At 71.8% G+C, this 23,113-nt stretch carries 21 protein-coding genes; 10 read left to right on the top strand and 11 right to left on the bottom strand.

Annotation, left to right across the window (positions count from 1 at the left end; all coding sequences use genetic code 11):
- Positions 1–126 precede the first annotated feature (126 nt).
- Both H629_RS0108865 and H629_RS0108860 read left to right on the top strand, forming a co-directional pair.
- Entirely contained in the window at positions 127–708 is a 582-nt protein-coding gene (locus H629_RS0108865; protein ID WP_024356918.1) for a DUF308 domain-containing protein, read from the top strand.
- A gap of 33 nt (positions 709–741) precedes the next feature.
- Positions 742–1,029: an ABC transporter ATP-binding protein gene (locus H629_RS0108860; RefSeq protein WP_024356917.1), complete on the top strand. Its 288-nt coding sequence runs from the start codon at positions 742–744 to the stop codon at positions 1,027–1,029.
- 89 nt (positions 1,030–1,118) lie between these two features.
- Here the strand turns inward: H629_RS0108860 and H629_RS14570 are convergent, their stop codons facing one another.
- The 6 genes from H629_RS14570 to H629_RS0108830 all read right to left on the bottom strand — a co-directional run bounded on the left by H629_RS14570 (position 1,119) and on the right by H629_RS0108830 (position 6,096).
- Positions 1,119–1,613: a hypothetical protein gene (locus H629_RS14570; RefSeq protein WP_024356916.1), complete on the bottom strand. Its 495-nt coding sequence runs from the start codon at positions 1,611–1,613 to the stop codon at positions 1,119–1,121.
- Positions 1,610–2,431 carry an LssY C-terminal domain-containing protein gene (locus H629_RS0108850; RefSeq protein ID WP_024356915.1) on the bottom strand — a complete coding sequence of 274 codons (822 nt, stop codon included), beginning with the start codon at positions 2,429–2,431 and terminating at the stop codon, positions 1,610–1,612. Before H629_RS0108850 ends, H629_RS14570 begins: the two co-directional genes overlap by 4 nt.
- A gap of 95 nt (positions 2,432–2,526) precedes the next feature.
- Positions 2,527–3,381: a siderophore-interacting protein gene (locus H629_RS0108845; RefSeq protein ID WP_024356914.1), complete on the bottom strand. Its 855-nt coding sequence runs from the start codon at positions 3,379–3,381 to the stop codon at positions 2,527–2,529.
- A gap of 245 nt (positions 3,382–3,626) precedes the next feature.
- Positions 3,627–5,012 carry an adenylosuccinate lyase gene (purB, locus tag H629_RS0108840; protein WP_024356913.1) on the bottom strand — a complete coding sequence of 462 codons (1,386 nt, stop codon included), beginning with the start codon at positions 5,010–5,012 and terminating at the stop codon, positions 3,627–3,629.
- A gap of 132 nt (positions 5,013–5,144) precedes the next feature.
- Positions 5,145–5,636, bottom strand: coding sequence for a low molecular weight protein-tyrosine-phosphatase (locus H629_RS0108835; protein WP_024356912.1), 492 nt, complete (start codon positions 5,634–5,636; stop codon positions 5,145–5,147).
- A gap of 49 nt (positions 5,637–5,685) precedes the next feature.
- On the bottom strand, positions 5,686–6,096 hold the full coding sequence (locus H629_RS0108830; protein WP_024356911.1) for a phage holin family protein: 411 nt from the start codon (positions 6,094–6,096) through the stop codon (positions 5,686–5,688).
- A 106-nt stretch (positions 6,097–6,202) separates the two neighbouring features.
- Here H629_RS0108830 and H629_RS0108825 point away from each other — a divergent pair, with 106 nt between their 5' ends.
- From H629_RS0108825 to H629_RS0108790, 8 genes are all read left to right on the top strand, one after another.
- Positions 6,203–7,555 carry an AAA family ATPase gene (locus H629_RS0108825; RefSeq protein ID WP_024356910.1) on the top strand — a complete coding sequence of 451 codons (1,353 nt, stop codon included), beginning with the start codon at positions 6,203–6,205 and terminating at the stop codon, positions 7,553–7,555.
- Positions 7,555–9,294, top strand: a complete 1,740-nt coding sequence (locus H629_RS15380; protein ID WP_024356909.1) for a tetratricopeptide repeat protein — start codon at positions 7,555–7,557, stop codon at positions 9,292–9,294. The genes H629_RS0108825 and H629_RS15380 overlap by 1 nt, the downstream gene beginning before the upstream one ends.
- Entirely contained in the window at positions 9,291–10,661 is a 1,371-nt protein-coding gene (locus H629_RS0108815) for a tetratricopeptide repeat protein (protein WP_024356908.1), read from the top strand. Before H629_RS15380 ends, H629_RS0108815 begins: the two co-directional genes overlap by 4 nt.
- A gap of 71 nt (positions 10,662–10,732) precedes the next feature.
- Positions 10,733–11,836: a histidinol-phosphate transaminase gene (locus H629_RS0108810; RefSeq protein WP_024356907.1), complete on the top strand. Its 1,104-nt coding sequence runs from the start codon at positions 10,733–10,735 to the stop codon at positions 11,834–11,836.
- Between the two features lie 66 nt (positions 11,837–11,902).
- Positions 11,903–13,090 carry a thiamine pyrophosphate-dependent enzyme gene (locus H629_RS0108805; RefSeq protein WP_024356906.1) on the top strand — a complete coding sequence of 396 codons (1,188 nt, stop codon included), beginning with the start codon at positions 11,903–11,905 and terminating at the stop codon, positions 13,088–13,090.
- Positions 13,087–14,088: an alpha-ketoacid dehydrogenase subunit beta gene (locus tag H629_RS0108800; protein ID WP_024356905.1), complete on the top strand. Its 1,002-nt coding sequence runs from the start codon at positions 13,087–13,089 to the stop codon at positions 14,086–14,088. The genes H629_RS0108805 and H629_RS0108800 overlap by 4 nt, the downstream gene beginning before the upstream one ends.
- Positions 14,089–14,144: 56 nt before the next feature.
- Positions 14,145–15,500, top strand: a complete 1,356-nt coding sequence (locus H629_RS0108795) for a dihydrolipoamide acetyltransferase family protein (RefSeq protein ID WP_024356904.1) — start codon at positions 14,145–14,147, stop codon at positions 15,498–15,500.
- 17 nt (positions 15,501–15,517) lie between these two features.
- Complete coding sequence (locus H629_RS0108790) at positions 15,518–16,141, top strand: GNAT family N-acetyltransferase (RefSeq protein WP_024356903.1); 624 nt, start codon at positions 15,518–15,520, stop codon at positions 16,139–16,141.
- 131 nt (positions 16,142–16,272) lie between these two features.
- Here the strand turns inward: H629_RS0108790 and katG are convergent, their stop codons facing one another.
- From katG to H629_RS0108765, 5 genes are all read right to left on the bottom strand, one after another.
- The gene (katG, locus tag H629_RS0108785) at positions 16,273–18,507 is read right to left on the bottom strand and encodes a catalase/peroxidase HPI (RefSeq protein WP_024356902.1); all 2,235 of its coding nucleotides are present in this window, start codon (positions 18,505–18,507) and stop codon (positions 16,273–16,275) included.
- 92 nt (positions 18,508–18,599) lie between these two features.
- On the bottom strand, positions 18,600–19,103 hold the full coding sequence (locus H629_RS0108780) for a Fur family transcriptional regulator (protein WP_024356901.1): 504 nt from the start codon (positions 19,101–19,103) through the stop codon (positions 18,600–18,602).
- 205 nt (positions 19,104–19,308) lie between these two features.
- Positions 19,309–20,319 carry a cation diffusion facilitator family transporter gene (locus H629_RS0108775; RefSeq protein WP_024356900.1) on the bottom strand — a complete coding sequence of 337 codons (1,011 nt, stop codon included), beginning with the start codon at positions 20,317–20,319 and terminating at the stop codon, positions 19,309–19,311.
- Between the two features lie 45 nt (positions 20,320–20,364).
- The gene (locus H629_RS0108770) at positions 20,365–22,617 is read right to left on the bottom strand and encodes a heavy metal translocating P-type ATPase (RefSeq protein ID WP_024356899.1); all 2,253 of its coding nucleotides are present in this window, start codon (positions 22,615–22,617) and stop codon (positions 20,365–20,367) included.
- A 3-nt stretch (positions 22,618–22,620) separates the two neighbouring features.
- Positions 22,621–22,842, bottom strand: coding sequence for a heavy-metal-associated domain-containing protein (locus tag H629_RS0108765; protein WP_024356898.1), 222 nt, complete (start codon positions 22,840–22,842; stop codon positions 22,621–22,623).
- Between the last annotated feature and the right edge of the window lie 271 nt (positions 22,843–23,113).

Below are 23,113 nucleotides of genomic sequence, written 5' to 3'. Positions count from 1 at the left end.
ACCGGGACGCATCCCGCAAGCGTAGATGCGCGGCCGTAGAGTCTCCCCACGGTGAGCGACGCCGGGCGGCCCCTCAGCGAGCTCGCGGCGGGACGCGATAGACTTCCAGACGAAGAAAGGGGTCTCATGTCCGCTGCTGTTCCGAGCGCTGCGGAGCCGACGACCCCGCACGTCGCGGTCTCCCGCCCCGTGCGACTGGTGCGCGTGGCTGTGCTCCTCATCGCAGGCCTGGCGATCGCGTTCAGCGCGACCATGCACGAGCGACTCGGCTTCGACCTCGGCATCACCGCGGCGGCCCTCGGGGGCATCGGCGTCGCGCACCTCATCGAGTGGGTCGCCCGTCGCTCGAAGAGCCCCAGCTCGCTGCCGCTCATGCTCGGCATCGTCGCGATCGCGGCCGCGGTCATCGTGCCGTTCACCGCTTCCGCCATCGGCTTCGCGGTGCTCATCGCCGCCTGGTCGCTCGTGAGCGCACTGCTCGAATTCATCGGCGGCGTGGTGCAGCCCGGCAGCCGGCAAGACTCCACGCTGCTCGGCGCCTCCGGCGTGCTGCTGGCGCTGCTGGCACTGCTCGTTCGCGAAGACCCGGTCGCCGTGCTCGGCTTCTTCGGCGCCTACGCCGTGCTCAACGGCGTCTTCCTCGGCATCTCCGCGTTCGACACCCGTCGCGCGACTGCCGCAGCGCAGCCCGCCGCCGACGCGCGCTGACCCCCCACACGCTCCCCGAACTGAAAGCAGACGATGACTGAGCCCAACGAGCCCGCACCGCAGGATCCCGTGACCCCGTCGCGCCGTGACCGCCTGCGACCGCTCGAGCTCGTCGGCTTCTCCGCCGTGCTGGGCGTCTTCGCGGGCGTCATCGTGCTCATGGCGACCCGCGACTGGGTGCTCGCGCTCATCTTCCTGGGCGTCGGGTTCATCGTCTCCGTGATGATGGTCGCGCTCGTCGGCCTCGGTGGGAAGCCGAGCCAGGAAGACCTCGAAGCCCGCAAGGATCTGCACCGACCCGAGGGCGAAGACTGGCACTGATCGTCCGGGTCTGCGCGGGCTGACGTCGACTGGCGTCGCACCTCGCCGGACGCCGTTCGCGGCCTGCTGCCCGCAGCGGCTCGCCAGTCTCAGTCGCGGCGACGGCGCGTCCAGGCGCGCGCATCCCGACTGGAGAGCGCCAGCAGGATCAGGATGTCGAGCGCGAGCGTCAGCAACGTGGTGCGCACCGTGATCTCCTCGCCGGCCGCGAAGTAGGCCACCGCGGAGGCCGTGATGCTCGCGGTCGCGCCGAACAGCACCAGCAGCCGCGCGCCGTTGCCGCCGCGCCAGACCAGCCAGGCGAGCGCGAGCAGCAGCAGCATCCAGAACCCCTGGAAACCGAGCAGCACTCCGAGCACAACGCCGGACTCACCCGGATCGAGGTCGAGCTCGCCGCGGATCGGCCCCCACTCGCGCAGCAGCGCCGCACTCCACAGCGCGGTGCCCGCGGCGCGCGCGACGACGAGCGCGGTGCCGCCGGAGATGGAGAGCGGCCGGCGGCTCGGCGGCGCAGCCTCCGTCTCCCGATCGAAGAGGGCGGCGGCGGGTTCCAGCGCCGCGCGCTTGCGGGGCCGATCTGTCACGAGGCGCCTCCGGTTCCGGTCAGATCGACGACCGGCAGGTCGCCGTCGGTGCGGATCGTGTCGCCCCCGCCGTTGCGCGAGTGGTAGCCGGTCGAGAAGTCGGCGAGGATCTCGACGTGCGCCGCCGGATTGGCGCTCAGCACGGTCGAGACGACGTGATCCCGCTCCACATCGATGTCGGCGTCGATCTTGTGCGTGATCTGCAGCGTGAACAGCGAGAAGCCGACCGCGCGATCGAAGGTGCCGGCGCCCAGCCAATCGACCCGGGCCCCGCCGGGCAGCAGCCAGCCGTCGGGAGTGCGCCAGAAGCGCACGTGGTGGCGCTTCGCAGGGTTGCCCGCGACCTCCTGCTGGTAGGCGACGTCCTGCATGCGCCCGAAGAGGAACAGCGGGCTCACCGGCGCGCGGTCGTAGCTGCGGCGCGTCACCGTCGACACCACGATGCCCCACGAGGAGCGCAGCGTGACCGGGTCTGCGCGGGTCCAGCCCGCGCGCTCCATCGCCTCGTGCAGCTGCGGCTCGGTGCCGCGCAGCGAGAGGTTGATGGGGTCGCCCAGCAGACCGTCGCTCGTGCGGGTGCGTCCGATGAAGTAGTCGGGCACGTAGATGGTGGTGAGGATGCGGTGCACGCGGGGGAGTGCCAGGTAGGCGAGCAGCACCCAGAAGGCGATGACCGACAGCACGCCGAACCAGCCGAAGCTGAAACTCTCGGTGAGGGTGAGCCAGGCCAGCCAGACGGCCGCGATCCCGGCGTACACGAAGAAGAACTCGTCGAGTACGGCCGTGACTGAGATGCGCGATCGCTGCACGGAACCCATGGCACCATGCTAGGGCGTGTCTCGCGGATCCGTGCCGTCGAGCGTGCCCGCCGATCCGCACCGCGGACCGCAGGCACCGCCACCCGCGCCGCCGCTCAGTCCTCGGGATCCTCGGGGTCGATGGGGGCGTGATGATCGAAGTTCACCATGCCGCGCTTCCAGTAGCCGCTGAGAGCGTACTGCTCGCGGGGGAGCCCGTACTCGTACTTCACCAGGCGGCGCAGCGGGATGAGTCGGGTGGCCTCGCCCGCCGCGAAGAGGAAGGTGCCGTCGTCGATGCCGGCGTCCGTGGCGGCGTCGGCGAGGGTGCCGAACGCCTCGGTGACGTTCACGGGCCGGCCGCCCTGCTCGTGCAGGTAGGGCTCGATCCACTCGAGATCGGCGGGGGAGGCGTCGACGACGACCTCGATGTCGGTGCGCTCGGGCACGGAGGCGATCCAGCGGGCGGCGGCGGGGAGCGCCGAGGGGTCGACGATCAGCAGCAGCCTGTCGGCGCCCTGCGGTGCGGTCGCCGAGCCGCGGGGCCCCACCACCACGAGCCGATCTCCGGGCTGAGCCGCGGCCGCCCACGCCGATGCGGGGCCGGGATCGGGGTGCTGCAGGAAGTCGACGTCGAAGGCGCGCAGGCCCGTGTCGGGGTCGGTGCGCAGGTTCAGAGGGGTGAAGTCGCGCGGGAACATCGGCGCCTCGGGGCGTACGATGCCGTCCTCACCGGGCCCGACGGGGGCGGGGGCGACGAGCTCGCCGGTGATCGGGTGCGGGAAGAAGAGCCTGGCGTGATCCGCGGGGCCGTCCGAGACGAAGTCGTGCAGGTCTGGGCCGGAGAGCGTGATGCGGATGAACGGCTCGGCCGGCGAACTCACCGCCGTCACGACGGCCTCGCGAGCGGTGAAGCGGTGGCGCACGCGCTGACGGGCGAAGCGGTCGGCGGCCGTGAGGTTCTCGGTCACTGCGGTCCTTTCATCGGATGTTTCCACTCTGGCACATCTCGTCGTGAAGCGGCAAGGGACCGGGGTCGACGGCACCGCGCCCAGAAGCCGCCATCGCGCCTGATGCGCCACGAAGCGGTGACGCGCCAATCGCGAGGGCGAAATCGCGAGGGCGAAATCGCGAACGCCCCCGTCAGCTGGCGGGGGCGTTCGCGCGCGCGGCGCGCGGATCAGGTGGGGCGGCGGATCGCGCGGATCCGCACACCCTAGCGCTGCAGGTAGTCGAGCAGCCGCGCCGCGTCGCCCACATAGGTGGCGGGCGTGAGCGCGAGCAGTCGCTGCTTCGCCTCGTCGCCGATCTCGAGGCCCTGCACGAACTCGACGAGCTCGGCCTGGCCGATGCGGCGGCCGCGGGTGAGCTCCTTGAGCGCGGCGTAGGGATCCTTGATCGTGGAGCGGCCGGCCGTCACCTCGGCGCGGATCACGGTCTGGATCGCCTCGCCGAGCACCTCCCAGTTCGCGTCGAGATCCGCCGCGAGCGCCTCGGGGGCGGCATCGATCTGGCCGAGCCCCTTGAGGATGTTGTCGAGCGCGAGCACCGAGTGGCCGAGGCCGACGCCGATGTTGCGCTGCGCCGACGAGTCGGTGAGGTCGCGCTGCCAGCGGCTGGTCACGAGCGTGGCGGCCAGCGAGTCGAGGATCGCGTTCGACAGCTCGAGATTGGCCTCGGCGTTCTCGAAGCGGATCGGGTTGACCTTGTGCGGCATTGTCGACGAACCGGTGGCGCCGGCGACCGGGATCTGGCGGAAGTAGCCGATGGAGATGTAGCTCCAGATATCGGTCGCGAGGTTGTGCAGAATGCGGTTGGCGTGCGCGATCCGCGTGTACAGCTCGGCCTGCCAGTCGTGCGACTCGATCTGGGTGGTGAGGGGGTTCCAGTCGAGGCCGAGGCCCTCCACGAACTCCTGCGAGACCTGCGCCCAGTCGGTGCGGGGATCCGCGGCGAGGTGCGCGGCGAAGGTGCCGGTGGCGCCCGAGAACTTGCCGAGGTATTCGACGTCGTCGATCTGGTTGAGCTGCCGCTCCAGGCGGTGCACGAAGACCGCGAGCTCCTTGCCGAGCGTCGTCGGCGTCGCCGGCTGGCCGTGGGTGCGGCTCATCATGGGCAGTTCGCGGTACTGCTCGGCCTGGCGGGCGAGCTCGGCGATGACGGTCTCGAACTTCGGGCGCCACACGTCGGCGATCGCCTGCTTCACGGTCAGCGCGTAGGAGAGGTTGTTGATGTCCTCGCTCGTGCAGCACACGTGGGTGAGTTCGGCGAGGCGGCCGAGGTCGAGCTCGTCGAGCTTGCCGCGCACGAGGTACTCGACGGCCTTCACGTCGTGCTGGGTGGTGCGCTCGGTCTCGGCGAGCTGGTCGATCTCGGCCTGGCCGAAGTTCGCCGCCCAGTCGCGCAGCGCCTGCAGCTCGGCCGCGGGCAGCGGCGTCGCGCCCAGCAGCGAGTGCTCGGTGAGGTACGCGAGCCATTCGACTTCGACGTGCACCCGGGCCTTGTTGAGCCCCGCCTCGGAGAGGGTGTCGCCGAGGCCGGAGACTGCGGCGCGGTAGCGGCCGTCGAGGGGGCTGATGGGCTGCGGGGGAAGCGGGGTCATGGGTGCCTCTCGGTGGTTCGGGATCGCGGGCCGGACTCCATTCTCCCACGCGGGCGCGAGGGCGGTTCCGCCGCCGCGTGCGCGCTCGACCGCGCACGCCGAGACGCGGGCGCGAGCCGTCGCAGGGCGCGGTCAGAGGCGGCGGATCAGATCCTCCAGCAGCGCCGTGCTGCTGCGCTCGACCTGGGCGAGCACCTCGTCGAAGGCCCGCTGCTCGGAGTAGTAGGGGTCGAACACGTCGGGCTCGGCGGGGCGATCAGGATCGAACGCGGTGAGCCGCGAGAGCCGCTGCGGATCGGCGCCGAGGCGCCGCAGGTGGCGCTCGTGGCCGCGGTCCAGCGCGATCAGCAGGTCGTGGTCGGCGACTTCGGCGGGGGAGACCTGAGCGGCGCGGTGCGCTGCGCCGTCGTAGCCGGCTGCGGCCAGAGCGACGACGGTGCGCGGATCCGCAGGCTCGCCGACGTGGTAGCCCTGGGTGCCGCGGGAGGACACCAGGAAGCGCTCGGCGACCCCCGACCGCTCGGCGAGCGCGCGGAAGATCACCTCGCCCATGGGGGAGCGGCAGATGTTGCCGGTGCAGACGAAGCTGATGCGGAAAGGGCGGATCGGATCGACGGCGTCCATGCTCGACAGTCTGCCGTATCTTCCGGCTTCGGGCGGGGCGCCGTCGCCGTCAGTCCCGGCCGCGCTTCCGGTTGGTGCCGAGCAGCGCGTTCAGGATCCCCGAGAGGACCGACATCACGAGCGCCGCGAGGACGCCCCACCAGAAGGTCTCGATCCGCAGCCCGAAGCCGGCGAGGTCGGAGAGCCACGCGACCACCGCGAACAGGACGCCGTTCACGATGAGGCCGAACAGGCCGAGGGTGAGGATGTAGAGCGGGATCGAGACGAAACGCACGACCTTGCCGAGCGTGCCGTTCACGAGCCCGAACACGAGCGCGACCAGCAGCACGGTGAGAATCGGTGCGTAATCGTCTGTGCTGATGGGGTCGATCCACACCCCGTGACGGCCGCTGCCGCCCACGATGAGCGTGGTGAGCCACAGCGCGAAGGCGCTGACGAGCACGCGGATGACGGTACGCATGCCTCCAGTCTGACAGCCTCGGCTGCGCACCGCCTCAGTGACGGCGATCGCATTCGAGCGGGATCGTCGCCCCGTGCATGTCGGAGGCCGCGGGTAGCATCGAACCATGTCCGACGCACTGCTGAACAGTCTGGCTGCCGCGGTGGCCGCCTCCCCGGAAGACCCCGAGCTGCGCGCGCTCTACGCCGAGCGACTGGCCGAGGCGGGGCGGCGCGACGAGGGGCTGGGGCAGGCCATGGTGGTGCTCTCGAAGGCGCCCGGGCACGCGGGTGCGCGCGCCCTCGTCGATCGGTTGACCGGCGAGGCGCCGTCCGACACCGTCCCCGGCGAGGGAGCGGCCGGTGCCTCGTCGCCGCCCGAGCACGCCGCGTACACGACCGAGACGCCCCGGCCGCAGCCGTATCAGCCGCACGGCCAGGGCGACTCGCACCCCGAGACGCCCGGGTCGGGGGTCGACTGGCGTCAGCTCGAGAACCAGTTCGAGAATCCGCTGCCGCCCCCGTTCATCGTCGAGCAGGCGGGCCAGAACCCCGACGGCACGATCGACGTGGGCGTCTCCGAGGCGCCCGACGGCTCGCTGCCCGTCGAGGTCAGCCGCGAGACGATGAGGCTCTCCGACGTCGGAGGCCTGGTACAGGTGAAGCAGCGCATCCGTGAGACGTTCCTCGACCCGATCGCGCACCCCGAGATCGCCAAGGCGTTCAAGAAGAGCCTCGGCGGCGGCCTGCTGCTCTACGGCCCGCCCGGCTGCGGCAAGACCTACCTGGCGCGCGCGATCGCGGGCGAGCTCGGCGCGCACTTCATCTCGGTCACCCTCGCCGATGTGCTGAGCAAGTGGATGGGCGAGAGCGAGGGCAACATCCACAAGACCTTCACCGAGGCCCGCCAGAAGGCGCCCGCCGTGCTCTTCCTCGATGAGATCGACGCGGTGGGCGGCAAGCGCAGCTCGCAGGGCTCGCAGTGGTTGCGCAACCTCGTCAACCAGCTGCTCATGGAGATGGACGGCGTGGGCAGCGACAACGACGGCCTGTTCGTGCTCGCGGCCACCAACATGCCCTGGGACGTCGACGCGGCGCTGCTGCGCCCCGGGCGCTTCGACCGCATGGTGCTCGTCTCCCCGCCCGACGAGCCGGCGCGGGAGGCGATCCTGCGCAGCCACCTCGAGCAGCGGCCCATCCAGGGCATCGACCTCCCCGTGCTCGTCCGCAAGACCGAGGGCTTCTCGGGCGCCGATCTCAAGCACCTGTGCGACACGGCGGCCGAGAAGGCGCTCGCCGCATCCATCAAGTCAGGGGCGGTGCAGCCGGTCTCGATGGGCGACATGAACCGCGCCCTGAAAGAGGTGAGACCGTCGATCGGGCCCTGGCTCGACAGCGCGCGCAACGTCGCCAACTACGCGAACACCGACGGTCGCTACGACGACCTCGTGCAACTGCTCAAGCAGTACAAGCGATTCTGATGGAGGCGCCCGCGGGGGGAGCGGCCGAGTCGCAGACGGCCGCCGGCTTCTTCGAGCGGGCCGAGGCGCTCGTGGGCTTCGGCCGCGTCGAAGACGCCATCGCCGAGCTCAGGCGTGGCCTCGCCGAGTTCCCCGACGACTCCGAGCTGCTCGGCTATCTGGGCTGGCAGCTGTTCTTCGCCGGGCAGCCGCAGCAGGCCGAGCAGCTCGCGCACCGCACCCTGGCGGTGCGACCGGGCGATCCCCGAGCCCTGAACACGCTGTGCGAGACGACCATCGCCGACGGCCGCGCCGATGAGGGCCTCGCCCACGCCCGCGAGCTGCAGCAGTCGTATCCCGACTGGCCCGTCTCTCATCTGAACGCGGCGCGAGCGCTGATCGCCGACCCGCGGGGGCCGCGGAAGGCGAAGCAGCTGCGCCGTCGTGAGGCTCGCGCCAGCCTCGACCGCGCCCTGCAGCTCGCGCCCGAAGACGTCGAGACGCTGCGCCGCACCACGGTCATGCTGCGCGAGCTCGGCGACTCGGCCGCCGCCTCCGACACCCTCGGCCGCGCGCTCGCACTCGATCCGGACGCCGAGAGCCTGAGGCTGCTCGCCGCCGAGCGCGAGAGCGAGCGGGCCGGGCAGGCGAGTCCGCGCATCGGCGGCATGGGCGCCGCGCACGAGGCTGCGGCGCTGCGGCTGCTCGCGGGCGTGCTCGCCGACAATCCGGTGCAGCGCTCGGTCGCGAGAGAGATCAGCGACCGGGTCTGGGGTCGCACGCAGCTGCTCGCGGGCCTCGCACTCTGGATGCTCGCGATGCTGACGGTATTCGCCTACCTCGTGTTCGGCGAGCCCTCGCCCGGCAGCCGGCGCACCCAGGTCAAGTTCGCCGAGGCGATGCTGGTGCTGCCGATGGCGTGGTTCGTGCTGCTTTTCACCATTCGCACGCGGGGGTTGCCCAAACGCTTCATGCGCCGCCTCTACGCGCCGGTGTGGTGGGTGTGGATCGGCTTCGCGCTCGCCGCCGTCGGCGGTCTCGGCACGCTGCTGTGGGCGCTGACGCTCGGCGTGCGATCCGGTGAGCGCCATCTCGAGATGCAGGGCAGCTACATCGGCGGCGTCACGATGGGCATCGGCTTCACGGCTTGGCTGCTGATGATCGCCGAGGTGCTGTTCGTGTTCGCGCGGTTCCGCTCGGAGCAGCGGACGGGGCTGTTCCCCCGCGACGACGAGGGCCTGTCCGCGGCGCGGCAGGAGCTGCGCAACGGATGGTGGGGGCTCGCCCGGGTCGGCGTTGCGGTGCTGCTCGCGTTCATGCCGGTCTACGCGAAGCCGATCGAGATGCGGCCCGAAGCCGCGGGTGCGCTCGCCGCGGTGGCCGCGGCGTTCGCCGTGCCGCCCCTGGTGGCCCTGCTGCTGCGCGCGGGCCGGGTGGTCTCCCTCCGACGCGGATCGTCGCGCACCTCGCCGTGGCTCGTGCTCGCCGCGCTGGCCTGCGCGGCGGCGGGGATCGCCGGTGCGTGGCTGCTCGCCGACCGGCACGCCGCCGAGTTCGATCCGCCGCCGACCCCTATGGAGCTCGAGATGCGCGAGCGCACTCAGCAGCTGCAGCAGGAGATGGAGGAGCGGCGCAGCTCGCTGCCCGACGACGACGCGATCGAGCGGATGAACCGCTCGCTCGAGGAGATCCGCCAGCGCAACCAGCAGCCGCAGGGCCAGGGCGGTGCGGCTCCGATCGACGGCGCGGAGGTTCCGTGAGCCGGGAGCCTTCGGGTTCGTCCGCCGATGAGGATCCGAACGGGTATCTGCGGCGCGCCGCGGCGCTCTGGGATTTCGGGCGAGCCGAGGAGGCCGCCGCCGAGCTGCGTCGCGGCGTCGCCGCGTTCCCGGACAGCGCGGCGCTCTGGTCCGAACTCGGGTGGACCGAGTACCGGTGCTCGCACTCCGAGGAGGGGCGCAGCGCCGCGGAGCGCGCGCTCGCCCTGCACCCCGACGACGTGAGGGCGCACCTCACTCTCGCGGCGCTCGAGCTCAGGGATGAGCAGCCGCGGCTCGCGCGCCCCCACATCGACCGGGCGCTCGCGCTCGCCCCCGAGGTGCCCGCCGCGCACCTCTTCGCGGCGTGGGCGCTGCGCGCCGAGCCGCGCGGTGACGTGTCCCACCGCGAACCCATCCGAGCGCACGTGCATCGGGCCGTCGCGCTCGCTCCGCACGACGCCGGCGTCTACGCGGCGGCGGCCCAGATGCTCGGCGGGATCGCGGACAAGGGCGAGCTCTCGCACCTCGTCGCGCAGGGGCTCGCGATCGACCCCGAGCACGAAGACCTGCTGCTGCTCGCCTCCGACGTGCACACCCGCACCGACGCCCAGGCGATGCGGGTGCTGAGCGGGGTGCTCGCCCAGAACCCGCAGCAGCGTGAGGCCGCGTTCGCGATGACCTCGGCCGTGTGGGAGCGCACCCGGCTCGTGGCGGCCCTCGCCGCGTGGCTGCTCGTCGCCATCGCGGTGCCCCCGGCGGTGTTCGCGGTGATCGGCGCGATCTGCGTGAACCTCTTCCAGCTGCTCGTGGGCACCACCCGCTCGGCGCCGCGCGGCTTCCTGCGCCAGACGTGGTCGAGGCCTCCGTGGGCCCGGGCGGGAGTGGTACTCGTCCTCGTCGGGGCCGCCTGGCCGGTGCTGATGGGCGCCCTGCTCGGCACGGGGGCGCTCGGCCTGCTGCCGGTGCCGCTGCTCGCGGCCCTCTTCGTGGCCCTGCTCGGGGCGGGCGACGCGACGGGCCGGTTCTGGCCGCTGCTCGGCGTGATCGCGCTCGTGCTGGCCGCGCCCCCCGCGTTCTCCCTGCTGCTGCGACAGCGGCAGCTGGGAGCGGCCGTCTCCGGGGAGGCGGCCGGGGCCCGCGCGCCGATGCGCTTCGCGATCGCCGCAGCGGCCGCCTCGGTCGCCCTCGCGGTCGTGATGGCGTGCGCGCCGCCCGTCCCGTCCGAGCGGATACCCGATCCCGAACCGTCGCCCACGCGGCCCGAGCAGCCGATCATCCCGACGGCGCCCGCGCCGACGCCCACTCCCATCGAGTTGCCCGAGCTGCAGTGGGACCTGCCCGAGATCCCCGACCTCGACGGCCAGTGACGGCCCCGCGGCCGAGACGATTCGGCGTCGCCGACGGGCCGCCCCGCACCCGCTCACTAGAATTGCGATCCATGAGCGAAACCGCTGCGCCTCCCGTTCGCATCCGCCCCGATGTGCTCGCCACCCCCGCCTACCGGCAGGGCGCGACCCCCACCAAGCCGGGCTTCAAACTGTCGAGCAACGAGAACCCCTTCGCGCCGCTGCCGGGCGTGCTCGAAGCCGTGGCGCAGCGCGCGGGCGAGGTCAACCGGTACGCGGCCGCAGCCATGCCCGAACTGCGCGCCGCGCTCGCCGGCGAGTTCGGGGTCAGCCTCGACCACGTGCACCTCGCCGCCGGATCCGTCGCCATCCTCTACCAGCTCGTGCACGCGGCCGCGGGCCCCGGCGACGAGTACCTCTACGCCTGGCCCAGCTTCGAGGCGTACCCGGCGCTCGGCCTCGCCTCCGGCGCCACGGGCGTCGCAGTGCCGCTGACCGCGGGCGCCGAGCACGACCTCGAGGCACTGGCCGCCGCGATCACCGAGCGCACGCGCGTGATCCTGCTCTGCACACCCAACAACCCCACCGGGCCCGCGATCCGCCGCGCCGACTTCGACCGTTTCATGTCGCGCGTCCCCGCCGACACCCTGGTGGTGCTCGACGAGGCGTACCGCGAGTTCGTCGACGCCCCCGACGCCGTGCGCGGCGAGGACGTGCTGCGCGCCCACCCGAACCTCGTCGTGCTGCGCACCTTCTCGAAGGCGTACGGGCTCGCCGCACTGCGCATCGGCTACGGCGTCGGGCACCCGGCGATCCTGTCCGCCGCCGCGAGCGTGGGGATCCCCCTCTCCGTCACCGGCATCGCCGAGAGCGCGGCGCTCGCCTCCCTCACCCCCGAGGCCCGCGCCGCGCACGCCGAGCGCGTCGCCGAGATCTCGCGACGGCGCGACGCGCTCGCCGCCGGACTGCGCGACCTCGGGCTCGCCGTGCCAGAGGCGCAGGGCAACTTCGTCTGGGTGCCCGAGGGGCGGGACCGCGGCGGTGTAGAGAGCGCGCAGGCGCTCGCCGCCGCATTCGCGGAGGCCGGCACTCTGGTGAGACCGTTCGCCGGCCACGGCGTGCGCATCTCGGCCGGCGAGGGCGAAAGCCTGACCGAGGTGCTGCGCATCGTGCGCGCCTTCCTCGCCGCCGACTGACGCCTGACCCGCCAACCCCGGGATATATCCGCGCGGTGACGGGGGTGCTCATTACACTGGGTCAGGATGAGCGAACAGACGACTTACGGCCCGCTGCACGGTGGGGCGGATCCCGAGCCGATCCGCTTCCTCGACGAAGCGGGCGCCTACGCGCCCTCGGCCACCGCAGCCGAGTTCGCCGACGAGCTCGCAGCCGTCGGGATCGACGAATTCAAGCAGTGGTACCGCGACATGGTCTCCACCCGCGCCTTCGACACCGAGTGCACCCACCTGCAGCGGCAGGGCCAGCTCGCGCTCTGGGTGCCGAGCGTCGGCCAGGAGGGCTGCCAGGTGGGCCTCGGTCGCGCCGCCGAACCGCAGGACCACATCTTCCCCGCCTACCGCGAGCACGCCATCGCCCACATCAGGGGCGTGCCGCTCGTGCAGGTGGCCGCGCTGTTCCGCGGCCTCACCCACGGCGGCTGGGACGTCACCGACCCCGCGCACGGCAACTTCCACCTCTACACGCTCGTGCTCGGCGCGCAGACCCAGCACGCCACCGGCTACGCGCTCGGCCAGCTGCTCGACGCCAAGCGCCGCGCCGCCGACACGGCGCTCGACGCGGGCGAGGCCGGCACCGCGACCGGCGAGGCCACCATGGTCTTCTACGGCGACGGCACCTCCAGCCAGGGCGACGCCAACGAGGCGATGATCTTCGCGGCCAGCTACCAGACCCCCGAGGTCTTCGTGGTGCAGAACAACGGCTGGGCCATCTCGGTGCCCGTGGCCCGTCAGTCGCGCACCCCGCTCTACCGCCGCGCGCTCGGCTTCGGGCTGCGCGCCGTGCAGATCGACGGCAACGACCCGCTCGCCGCCTACGCCGTGGGCCGCCGTTTCCTGCGCCTCGCCCGCGAAGGCCACGGCCCCGGCTACATCGAAGCCCTCACCTACCGCATCGGTGCGCACACCACGAGCGACGACCCCACCCGCTACCGCGAGGCGGCCGAGCTCGAACTGTGGCAGCAGCGCGACCCGATCGTGCGCCTCGAACAGCACCTGCGCTCCCTCGGCGTCGACGACGCCTTCTTCGAGGAGGCGCGCGAGGCCGCGGATCGCGAGGCGAAGCGGATCCGCGACGGGATCCTGACCCTCCCCGCGCCCGAGGCCGACTCGATGTTCACCCACGTCTACTCCGAGCCCCACCCCCGCATCGAGGAGCAGCGGGAGTGGCTCGCGCGCTACGAGGCGTCGTTCGCGGAAGGAGCGGAGCAGTGAGCCCCGTCACCACACTCACCGAGCGCACCACCCTGCCGCTCGCTCGCGCCATCAACGAGGGGCTGCGCACGGCGATGGCCTCCGACGACCGCGTGCTGCTCATGGGCGAGGACATCGGCCCGCTGGGCGGCGTGTTCCGCGTCACCGACAAGCTGCAGGCCGAGTTCGGTTCGGCCCGCGTGCTCGACACCCCGCTCGCCGAAGCCGGCATCGTGGGCAGCGCCATCGGCCTCGCCATGCGCGGCTACCGGCCGGTCATCGAGATCCAGTTCGACGGCTTCATCTTCCCGGCCTTCAACCAGATCGTCACGCAGCTCGCGAAGATCACCAACCGGCATGACGGCAAGATCTCGATGCCGGTGGTGATCCGCGTGCCCTACGGCGGCCACATCGGCGCCGTCGAGCACCACCAGGAGAGCCCCGAGGCCTACTTCGCGCACACCCCCGGCCTGCGCGTCGTGGCGCCATCCACCCCCAACGACGCCTACTGGATGATCCAACAGGCGATCCAGAGCGACGACCCCGTGCTGTTCTTCGAGCCCAAGGCGAAGTACTGGCAGAAGGGCGAGGTCGATCCCGCAGCCCCCTCGGCCGAGCTGCACCGCACCCGCGTCGCCCGTCCCGGCACCGACTGCACCGTGGTGGGCCACGGTGCGATGGTCACCGCACTGCTGCAGGCCGCGGAGATCGCGCAGGGCGAGGGCACCAGCCTCGAGGTCGTCGATCTGCGCAGCCTCTCGCCCATCGACTACGAGCCGCTGCTCGACTCGGTGCGCAAGACCGGCCGCCTCGTCGTCGCGCAGGAAGCGCAGGGCGGCGCGAGCGTGGGCAGCGAGATCGCCGCGCACGTGGCCGAGCACGCCTTCTACTCGCTGCAGGCCCCCGTGCTGCGCGTCTCCGGGTACGACGTGCCCTTCCCGCCCGCCCGGCTCGAAGGGCTCTACCTGCCCGACGCCGACCGGGTGCTCGAAGCCGTCGACCGCACGATGCACTACTAGCCGGCGACCCCGCCCGCCGCGCCTAGACTGAACCACATCGAACCCCAGGAGCAACCATGAGCGAGATGACGTTCCCCCTTCCCGACGTCGGCGAGGGCCTGACCGAGGCCGAGATCGTCACCTGGCACGTCGCGCCCGGCGACACCGTCGAGCTCAACCAGGTCATCTGCGAGATCGAGACGGCGAAGTCGCTCGTCGAACTGCCGTCGCCGTTCACCGGCACCGTCACCGCGCTGCTCGCCGAGGTCGGCCAGACGGTGCCCGTGGGGGATCCCATCCTGCGCGTCACCACCGGGGCGACCGCTGAGGATCCGGCCGGCACCCCCGCCGAGCCCGCCGGCGCTTCGGCCGGCGCTTCGGCCGGTGCCGACGAGGAGACCCGCGCGGCCGTCGCCGACGCGGCCGCCAGCGTCGAGCACGAGGACGAGGGCGGCGCCGTGCTCGTCGGCTACGGCACCGGCGGTGCGGTGAGCTCGCGGCGGCGACGCGGCGGCGAGCCGCTGCTGCACGGATCGCCCCGCGCACAGGCGCCGATCCCCGTCGCCGAGGCGGCTCCGATCATCGCGAAGCCGCCCATCCGCAAGCTCGCCAAAGATCTCGGCGTCGACCTCGCGCAGGTGCAGGGCACCGGCATCGCCGGCGAGATCCTGCGCGACGACGTCGTGCGGCACGCCACGCAGGCCAGCCTCTTCCGCAACATCACGACGCCCGAGGCCTCCGAGGCCCGCGAGGAGCGCATCCCGTTGAAGGGCATGCGCAAGCAGATCGCGAAGGCGATGGTGACCAGCTCGACCGAAGCCCCCCACGTGGGCGTCTTCACCGACGTCGACGCCACCCGCACCATGGAGTTCGTGAAGCGCCTCAAGAACTCCACCGACTTCGCCGGGGTCAAGGTGTCTCCGCTGCTCATCTTCGCGAAGGCGATGCTCTGGGCGATCCGCCGCAACCCCGAGATCAACTCGACCTTCACCGACACCGAGATCATCCGCCACAACTTCGTGAACCTCGGCATCGCCGCGGCCACACCGCGCGGCCTCGTGGTGCCCAACATCAAGGATGCGCAAGAGCTCAGCCTGCTCGACCTCGCGAAGGCGATCGAGCAGCTCACCCTCACCGCGCGCGAGGGCCGCACCCAGCCCGCCGAGATGCAGAACGGCACCATCACGATCACCAACATCGGCGTCTTCGGCATGGACTTCGGCACCCCCATCCTCAACCCGGGCGAATGCGCCATCATGGCGATGGGCACGATCAAGCAGAAGCCCTGGGTCGTCGACGGCGAAGTGCGCCCCCGCATGGTCACCACCGTGGGCGGATCCTTCGACCACCGCATCGTCGACGGAGACGTGATCTCGCGCTTCGTGGCCGACGTGGCCTCCGTGCTCGAGGAGCCGGCGCTGCTGCTCGACTGACCGACGGGAGACCCCCGATGACCCTCGACCACCCCGGCACCCTGCGGGGCAGGCTCGTCACGCTCGAACCCCTCGCCGCCGAGCACCACGACGAGCTCGTCGAGGCGGTGCGCGACGGCGAGATGTGGCGGCGCTGGTACGCTCGCGTGCCCTCCCCGGACGGCATGGCCGCCGAGATCCAGCGCCGGCTGGAGCTGCAGCGGCAGGGCTCCATGCTCCCCTTCACCGCGCGCCGAACCGACACCGGCCGCGTCATCGGCATGACCACCTTCATGCACATCGACGCCACCACACCGCGCGTCGAGATCGGGTCGACCTGGAACGCCGAGAGCGCTCACGGCACCGGCACGAACCCGGAGTCGAAGCTGCTGCTGCTCGCGCACGCCTTCGAGGTGTGGGGGTGCCCTGCCGTCGAGTTCCGCACCGGCTTCCACAATCAGCAGTCGCGCGAGGCGATCGCCCGGCTCGGGGCGCGGCAGGACGGGATCCTGCGCGCGCACCTGCGGGAACCGGCCGGCTACCTGCGCGACACGGTCGTGTTCTCGATTACGCAACCCGAGTGGCCGGGCGTGCGCCTCGGGCTCGAGCATCGCGTGGCCCGGCATCTGGCGCAGCCGGAGGGCGGCCCGAGGTTCGGCTGAGGGGCGATTGCCGCACCCGCACCGTCGACGTGCGACGAGGGGATGCCTCCCCTTCGGGAGGATGCCGGGTGAACGGGTGTTCAGGCATCCTCGCGACAGGAAGGCATCCCCTCGCCGAGGCCGAGCGTCGGCTACCGCAGATCGAAGCGGTCGAGGTTCGCGACCTTGACCCAGGCGCGCACGAAGTCGTCGACGAACCGGTCGGCGGCGTCGTCGCTGGCGTACACCTCGGCGACCGCGCGCAGCTCGCTGTTCGAGCCGAACACGAGGTCGGCGCGGGTGCCGGTCCAGGTCTCCTCGCCCGTGGTCTCATCGGTGGCCTGGAAGGTGCGCGACTCGGGGTCGATCGCGCGCCAGTTCGTGTTCAGATCGAGCAGGTTCACGAAGAAGTCGTTCGTGAGCACGCCCGGGCGGTCGGTGAGCACGCCGTGCTTCGAGCCGTCCCAGTTGGCGTCGAGCACGCGCAGACCGCCGACGAGCACGGTCATCTCGGGGGCCGACAGGGTGAGCAGGTTGGCGCGGTCGACGAGCAGCTGCTCGGCGGGGCGTCCGAGGGCCCGCGGGCTCTCGTAGTTGCGGAAGCCGTCGGCGGCCGGTTTGAGGTAGTCGAACGACTCGACGTCGGTCTGCTGCTGCGAGGCATCGGTGCGACCCGGGGTGAAGGGGATCGAGACCGTGCGGCCCGCGGCCTCGGCGGCCTGCTTCACGCCCACGTTGCCGGCGAGCACCGTGAGGTCGGCGATCGAGACGCGCTTGCCGGTGGCTTCGTTCTCGGCGTCGAACTGCGCCTTGACGCCGTCGAGCACCTGCAGCACCCGGGCGAGGCGCTCGGGGTTGTTGACCTCCCAGTCGCGCTGCGGCTCGAGGCGGATGCGGCCGCCGTTCGCGCCGCCGCGCTTGTCGCTGCCGCGGTAGGTGGCGGCCGCCGCCCAGCCGGTCGAGACGAGCTCGGCGACGGTCAGGCCGGATTCGGCGATGCGCTGCTCGAGGGCGGCGATGTCGGCGGCGTCGATCAGCTCGTAGTTGCGCGCCGGGATCGGATCCTGCCAGATCAGATCCTCCGAGGGCACCTCGGGGCCGAGGTAGCGCGACTTCGGGCCGAGATCGCGGTGGGTGAGCTTGAACCAGGCGCGAGCGTAGGCCTCGGTGAAGGCGCGCTGGTCGTCGCGGTAGCGCATCGAGATCTCGCGGTAGATCGGATCCTCGCGCAGCGAGATGTCGGTGGTGAGCATGCGGGGCTCGCGACGGCCGCTGAAGTCGGCCTCGGGCACCATGTCGGATCCGCCGCCGTCCTTCGGGCGCCAGTGGTGGTGGCCGCCGGGGCCGTCGACCTTCTCCCACTCGTAGGCGAAGAGGATGTGGAAGAACTCGTTGTCCCAGCGCGTGGGGTGGTAGGTCCAGGTGACCTCGAGGCCCGAGCCGATGGTGTCCTTGCCGTGGCCGGTGCCGAAGCTGCTCTTCCAGCCGAGGCCCATCTGCTCCATGGGGGCGCCCTCGGGTTCGGCCGCGACGTGGTCGCCCTCGGGGGCGGCGCCGTGGGTCTTGCCGAAGGTGTGGCCGCCGGCGATGAGGGCGACGGTCTCCTCGTCGTTCATGGCCATGCGGGCGAAGGTCTCGCGGATCTGGAGCGCCGCGGCGAGGGGGTCGCCGCTCGCGCGCGGGCCCTCGGGGTTGACGTAGATGAGGCCCATCATGGTCGCGCCGAGCGGTTCGGAGAGCTTGGCCTTGCCGTCGTCGCCGAGGCGGGCCTCGTCGCCGAGCCAGCTGCCCTCGGAGCCCCAGTACACGTCGTCGTCCGGCTCCCACACGTCGGGGCGACCGCCGGCGAAGCCGAAGGTGGGCATGCCCATCTGCTCGTGCGCGACGTTGCCGGCGAGGATCATGAGGTCGCCCCACGAGAGCGACTTGCCGTACTTCTTCTTGACGGGCCACAGCAGGCGGCGCGCCTTGTCGAGGCCGACGTTGTCGGGCCAGCTGTTGAGGGGCGCGAAGCGCTGCTGGCCGGTGCCGCCGCCGCCGCGGCCGTCGAAGACGCGGTAGGTGCCGGCCGAGTGCCAGGCCATGCGGATGAAGAGCGGGCCGTAGTTGCCGAAGTCGGCGGGCCACCAGGGCTGCGAATCGGTGAGCACCTTGGCGATGTCGGCCTTCACGGCGGGCAGGTCGAGCGTCTCGAAGGCGGCGCGGTAGTCGAAGTCGGCACCCTGGGGGTTGGCGACGTCGGGGTTCTTGGCAAGGATCTTCAGGTTGAGGCGGTCGGGCCACCAGTCGGAGTTGGTGGTCGCGCCTGCGGCGGGCTTCGCCGTGCCCTCGGTGGGGGCGGGGCCCCTGCCGCTGTGGTCGACGGGGCACTTGAGCTCGTCAGTCAATGCCGGTTCCTTTCTTCGGGGGTGTGTCGGACGTGTTCGGGCATGGGGGAGCCGCGGAGGGGCTCGGCGTCGAGCTCGCGGCGGGGCGCGGATCAGGCGGCTGGTGCGGGTCCGGCGGCCGCGGTTGCGGCCTCGGGATCGGCCTCGCGCGTCTCGGCCCGCCGTTCGCAGGCGGCGCAGATGCCGCGGAAGGTGACGGTGGCCTCGATGATGCGCATGCCGTGGGTCTGCGGGGGCAGCATGCACGGCGCCGCGCCGAGGGCGCAGTCGACGTCTTCGATGCGGTGGCAGACGATGCACTGCACGTGATGGTGGTTGTCGTGCAGGCGGGTCTCGTAGAGGGCGCTGCCGGAGTCGGGCGGGTCGATGCGGCGCAGCAGGCCGTGCTGGGTGAGGTCGTTGACGATGTTGTGCACCGACTGGGGGGAGAGCGACGGCTGCTGCTCGGTGAGGGCCGTGTGGATGGCGGCGGCCGAGCTGTGCGGGTGGGCGGCGATGTGGTCGAGAGCGGAGAGGCGGCCCTCGGTGACGCGCAGCCCGCGCGCGCGGAGCAGGCTGCTCCACGGTTCGTGAGGGGCCGGGGTGTTCGCGCTCATGGCATCAGCCTACTTGTTTTGAATAACTCAAAATAAGAATCGGCGCGGTTCTGCGCCTGCGCGAGGGGAGGGCCGGGCGTGTCGCGGTTCGGAGACCGGTCTCCGCGCCCGGACGGGGACCCCTCGCGCGTTGCTCCTTCGTCGCCCCGCGCGCCGCCGAGGCGCGCGGAGCTCCACTCTCCTCGCCGACCTGAGGGGCCCGCAGTCACGCACGTGCATGTGAGGAGTTCTCGCCGTGGCTCGCGGGTTCGAGCTGCAGGGTGACGTGCGAGGTGTCGAAGTGCTCGTGCAGGCACGCCCGCAGCTCGTCGAGGATCGCGTGGTAGTCGCGCTCGCTCCACGCCGCGTCGGAGACGGTGACGTGCGCCGAGAACGCCGGCACCCCCGAGGTGATGGTCCAGGCGTGCACATCGTGCACCTCGGTGACACCGGGCACGGCGAGCATGTGGTCGCGAGCGGCGTCGACGTCGATGTTCTTGGGTGAGGCCTCGAGCAGCACGTCGACGACGTCGCGCAGCAGGCTGATCGCGCGGGGGAAGATGAGCAGGGCGATGAGGATCGACGCGATCTGGTCGACGGTGTTCCAGCCGGTGAGCATGATGATGACGCCGGCGATGATCACCGCGACCGAGCCGAGCAGGTCGCCCAGCACCTCGAGGTACGCGCCCCGCACATTGAGGCTCTCCTTCTGGCCGGCCTGCAGGATCAGCAGCGAGACCAGGTTCGCGACGGCGCCGATCACCGCCGCCACGAGCATGGGCCCCGAGTGCACCTCGACCTCCGCGCCGAAGCGCGAGATCGCCTGCACCAGGATGACCACCGCGATCACGCCCAGCACGATGCCGTTGACGAGCGCGGCGAGCACCTCGACGCGCAGATAGCCGAAGGTGCGCTTCGAGGTGGCGGGCAGCCCGGCGATGAGGCTCGCGATGAGGGCGATCGCGACGCCGGTCGCGTCGGTGAGCATGTGCCCGGCGTCGGCCAGCAGCGACAGCGAGTTCGAGATGAACGCGCCCACCACCTGCACGACGAAGACGCCGAGGGTGATGGAGAGCACGAGGATCAGCCGCTTGCGGTGCTTCGCGGTGGCGGTGCCGGGAGTTCCGGATCCGCTGCCGATTCCGTGGTCGTGGGAGTGGCCGTGACCGCCCCCGTCGGCGGCATCGGGCCGTTCCGGGTGCCCGGCGCTGAACTCGGGCTCGCACTCGTCCTGCATCGCTCCTCCAATACCTGTCTCCACTGAACGTTACCCGTCGCCGCCCTACCGGGAGAGGCTTCTGAAACGGCGCAGGCGCAAGCTGTTGCCCACGACGAAGACGCTCGAGAAGGCCATCGCGGCGCCCGCGATCATCGGGTTGAGCAGCCCGAGCGCGGCGAGCGGGATCGCGGCGACGTTGTAGGCGAAGGCCCAGAACAGGTTGCCCTTGATCGTCGCGAGGGTGCGGCGCGACAGCCGGATGGCGTCGGCCGCGCTGCGCAGGTCGCCGCGCACGAGCGTGATGTCGGCGGCCTCGATCGCGGCGTCGGTGCCGGTGCCCATCGCGAGGCCGAGGTCGGCCCGCGCGAGCGCGGGGGCGTCGTTGACGCCGTCGCCGACCATCGCGACGACGCGGCCCTCGGCCTGCAGCGCCGCGATGACCTCGACCTTGTCCCCGGGCAGCACCTCGGCGTGGACGCGCGCGATGCCGACCTCCGCGGCGACGCGTTCGGCGACGGCCCGGTTGTCTCCCGTCAGCAGCACAGCTTCGAGGCCGAGCCGTTCGAGTGCGCGGATCGCCTCGGGGCTGGTGGGCTTCACGGTGTCGGCGACCGCGAGGAGGCCTCGCGCCGCGCCGTCCCACGCCGCGAGGACGACGGTGCGGCCGGTGCTCTCGAGCCGCTGCTTCTCGGCGAGCAGCCACGGATCGACGGCCACGGCCCAGTCCTCCAGCAGCGAGGTGCGGCCCACGATGACCGCTGCGCCCGCGACGATCGCGGTCACCCCCCGCCCGGCGACGTTCCGGAACGACTCCGCGGCCGGCAGATCCGCCGTCGCGATCCCGAGCTCTGCGGCGGCGCCGCGCCCGATCGCCTGCGCGATGGGATGCTCCGACGCGATCTCGACCCCGCCCACCAGGCGCAGCAGCTCGGCCCGATCCTGACCCGGCGCGGGCACCACCTCGGCCAGCTCCATGCGCCCGCTCGTCACCGTGCCGGTCTTGTCGAGGACGACGGTGTCGACGCGGCGCGTGGATTCGAGGACCTCGGGCCCCTTGATCAGGATTCCGAGCTGCGCGCCGCGGCCCGTGCCGACGAGCAGCGCGGTGGGCGTCGCGAGCCCGAGCGCGCAGGGGCAGGCGATGATGAGCACGGCGACGGCTGCGGTGAACGCGCTCGCCGCCGAGAAGCCGAGTGCGAACCAGGCGATGAGCGTGGCGAGGGCGATCACGAGCACGATCGGCACGAAGATTCCCGAGATGCGATCCGCGAGCCGCTGCACCTCGGCCTTGCCCGACTGCGCCTCCTCGACCATGCGCGCCATCTGCGCGAGTTGCGTGTCGCTGCCGACGCGGGTGGCCCGCACCACGATGCGGCCGCTCGTGGAGACGGTGCCGCCCGTGACGGTGTCGCCAGCGGCGGCCTCCACGGGCACGGACTCGCCCGTCAGCAGGGAGGCGTCGACGGCGGTGGCGCCCTCGACGATGACGCCGTCGACGGCGATCTTCTCGCCGGGGCGCACCACGAACTCGTCTCCGACGCTCAGCTGCTCGACGGGGAGGCGGGTCTCGACGCCGTCGCGCCGCACGGCGACGTCCTTCGCGCCGAGCTCGAGCAGCGCGCGCAGCGCGGATCCCGCCTGCCGCTTCGAGCGCTTCTCGAAGTAGCGCCCCGCCAGCAGGAACATGGTGACTCCCGCGGCCACTTCGAGGTAGATGTTGCCGGCGCCGTCGTGGGGGTGCACGGTGAGCTCGAAGGCGTGGGTCATGCCCTTCTCACCCGCGGTGCCGAGGAACAGCGCGTAGAGCGACCACAGGAACGCGGCAGAGGTTCCCACCGACACGAGCGTGTCCATGGTGGCGGCGCCGTGCTTCAGGTTGACCCAGGCTGCCCGGTGGAACGGCCACGCCGCCCACACGATGACGGGGGCGGTGAGGGTGAGGGCCGCCCACTGCCAGTAGTCGAACTGCAGGGCGGGGATCATCGAGATGAGGATCACGGGCACCGAGAGCCAGACGGAGCCGATGAGGCGTTGCCGCAGGGAGGCGAGTTCGGGGTCGGCGGTGTCGGCTGCGCTGGCTGCGTCGGCTGCGCTGGACGGGGGTGCGGGGAGCGCCGCGGTGTAGCCGGTCTTCTCGACCTCGGCGATGAGCTGCTGCGGATCGAGGTCGCCCGGGGCTTCGACGCGCGCCTTCTCGGTGGCGTAGTTGACGCTGGCCTCGACGCCGTCGAGCCGGTTCAGCTTCTTCTCGATGCGGGCCGCGCACGAGGCGCAGGTCATGCCGCCGATCTCGAGCTCGTAGGTGCTGGTGCTCATGGCTCAGGCGCGGGCGGCGGTGTAGCCGGCCTCGTCGACGGCGGCGAGGATCGCGGCGTCGTCGAGCTGCTCGGCGTGCTCGACGCGCAGCAGGCCGGTGCCGGCGCTGACCTCGACCGCGGCGACGCCGGGCACTGCGGTGACCTCCTGGCGGATGGCGTGCTCGCAGTGGCCGCAGCTCATGCCGGTGACGAGGTAGTCGGTGGTGCGGGGTGCGGTGGTCATGGCGGGTCCTCTCGTTGCGGCTTTTCTCAGCATACCCCTAAGGGGTATGCCCTGCATCAACTCAAGCCCCGGTCTGCCTATTCCCCTCAACTCTCCTATTCCTGCCCTTCCTGCTTGCCCCTCCCGCTTGCCCCTGCCGCCTGCCGCCTGCCCCCTGCCCCCTCACCCCTGCCCCGGCTCCTACTTTTGCCCGCAGTTCAGGGTGTGGATCGCAGTTCAAACTGAGCTTTTGGGCTAATTCCTCCGCCTGAGCTGCGATCCACACCCTGAA

The sequence above is a fragment of the Leucobacter chironomi DSM 19883 genome (genome assembly GCF_000421845.1).
In the GTDB taxonomy this organism is placed as follows: Bacteria; Actinomycetota; Actinomycetes; order Actinomycetales; family Microbacteriaceae; genus Leucobacter; species Leucobacter chironomi.
Note: the sequence above shows the minus strand (reverse complement) of the source record. Positions and strands in the feature narration are given on the sequence as shown.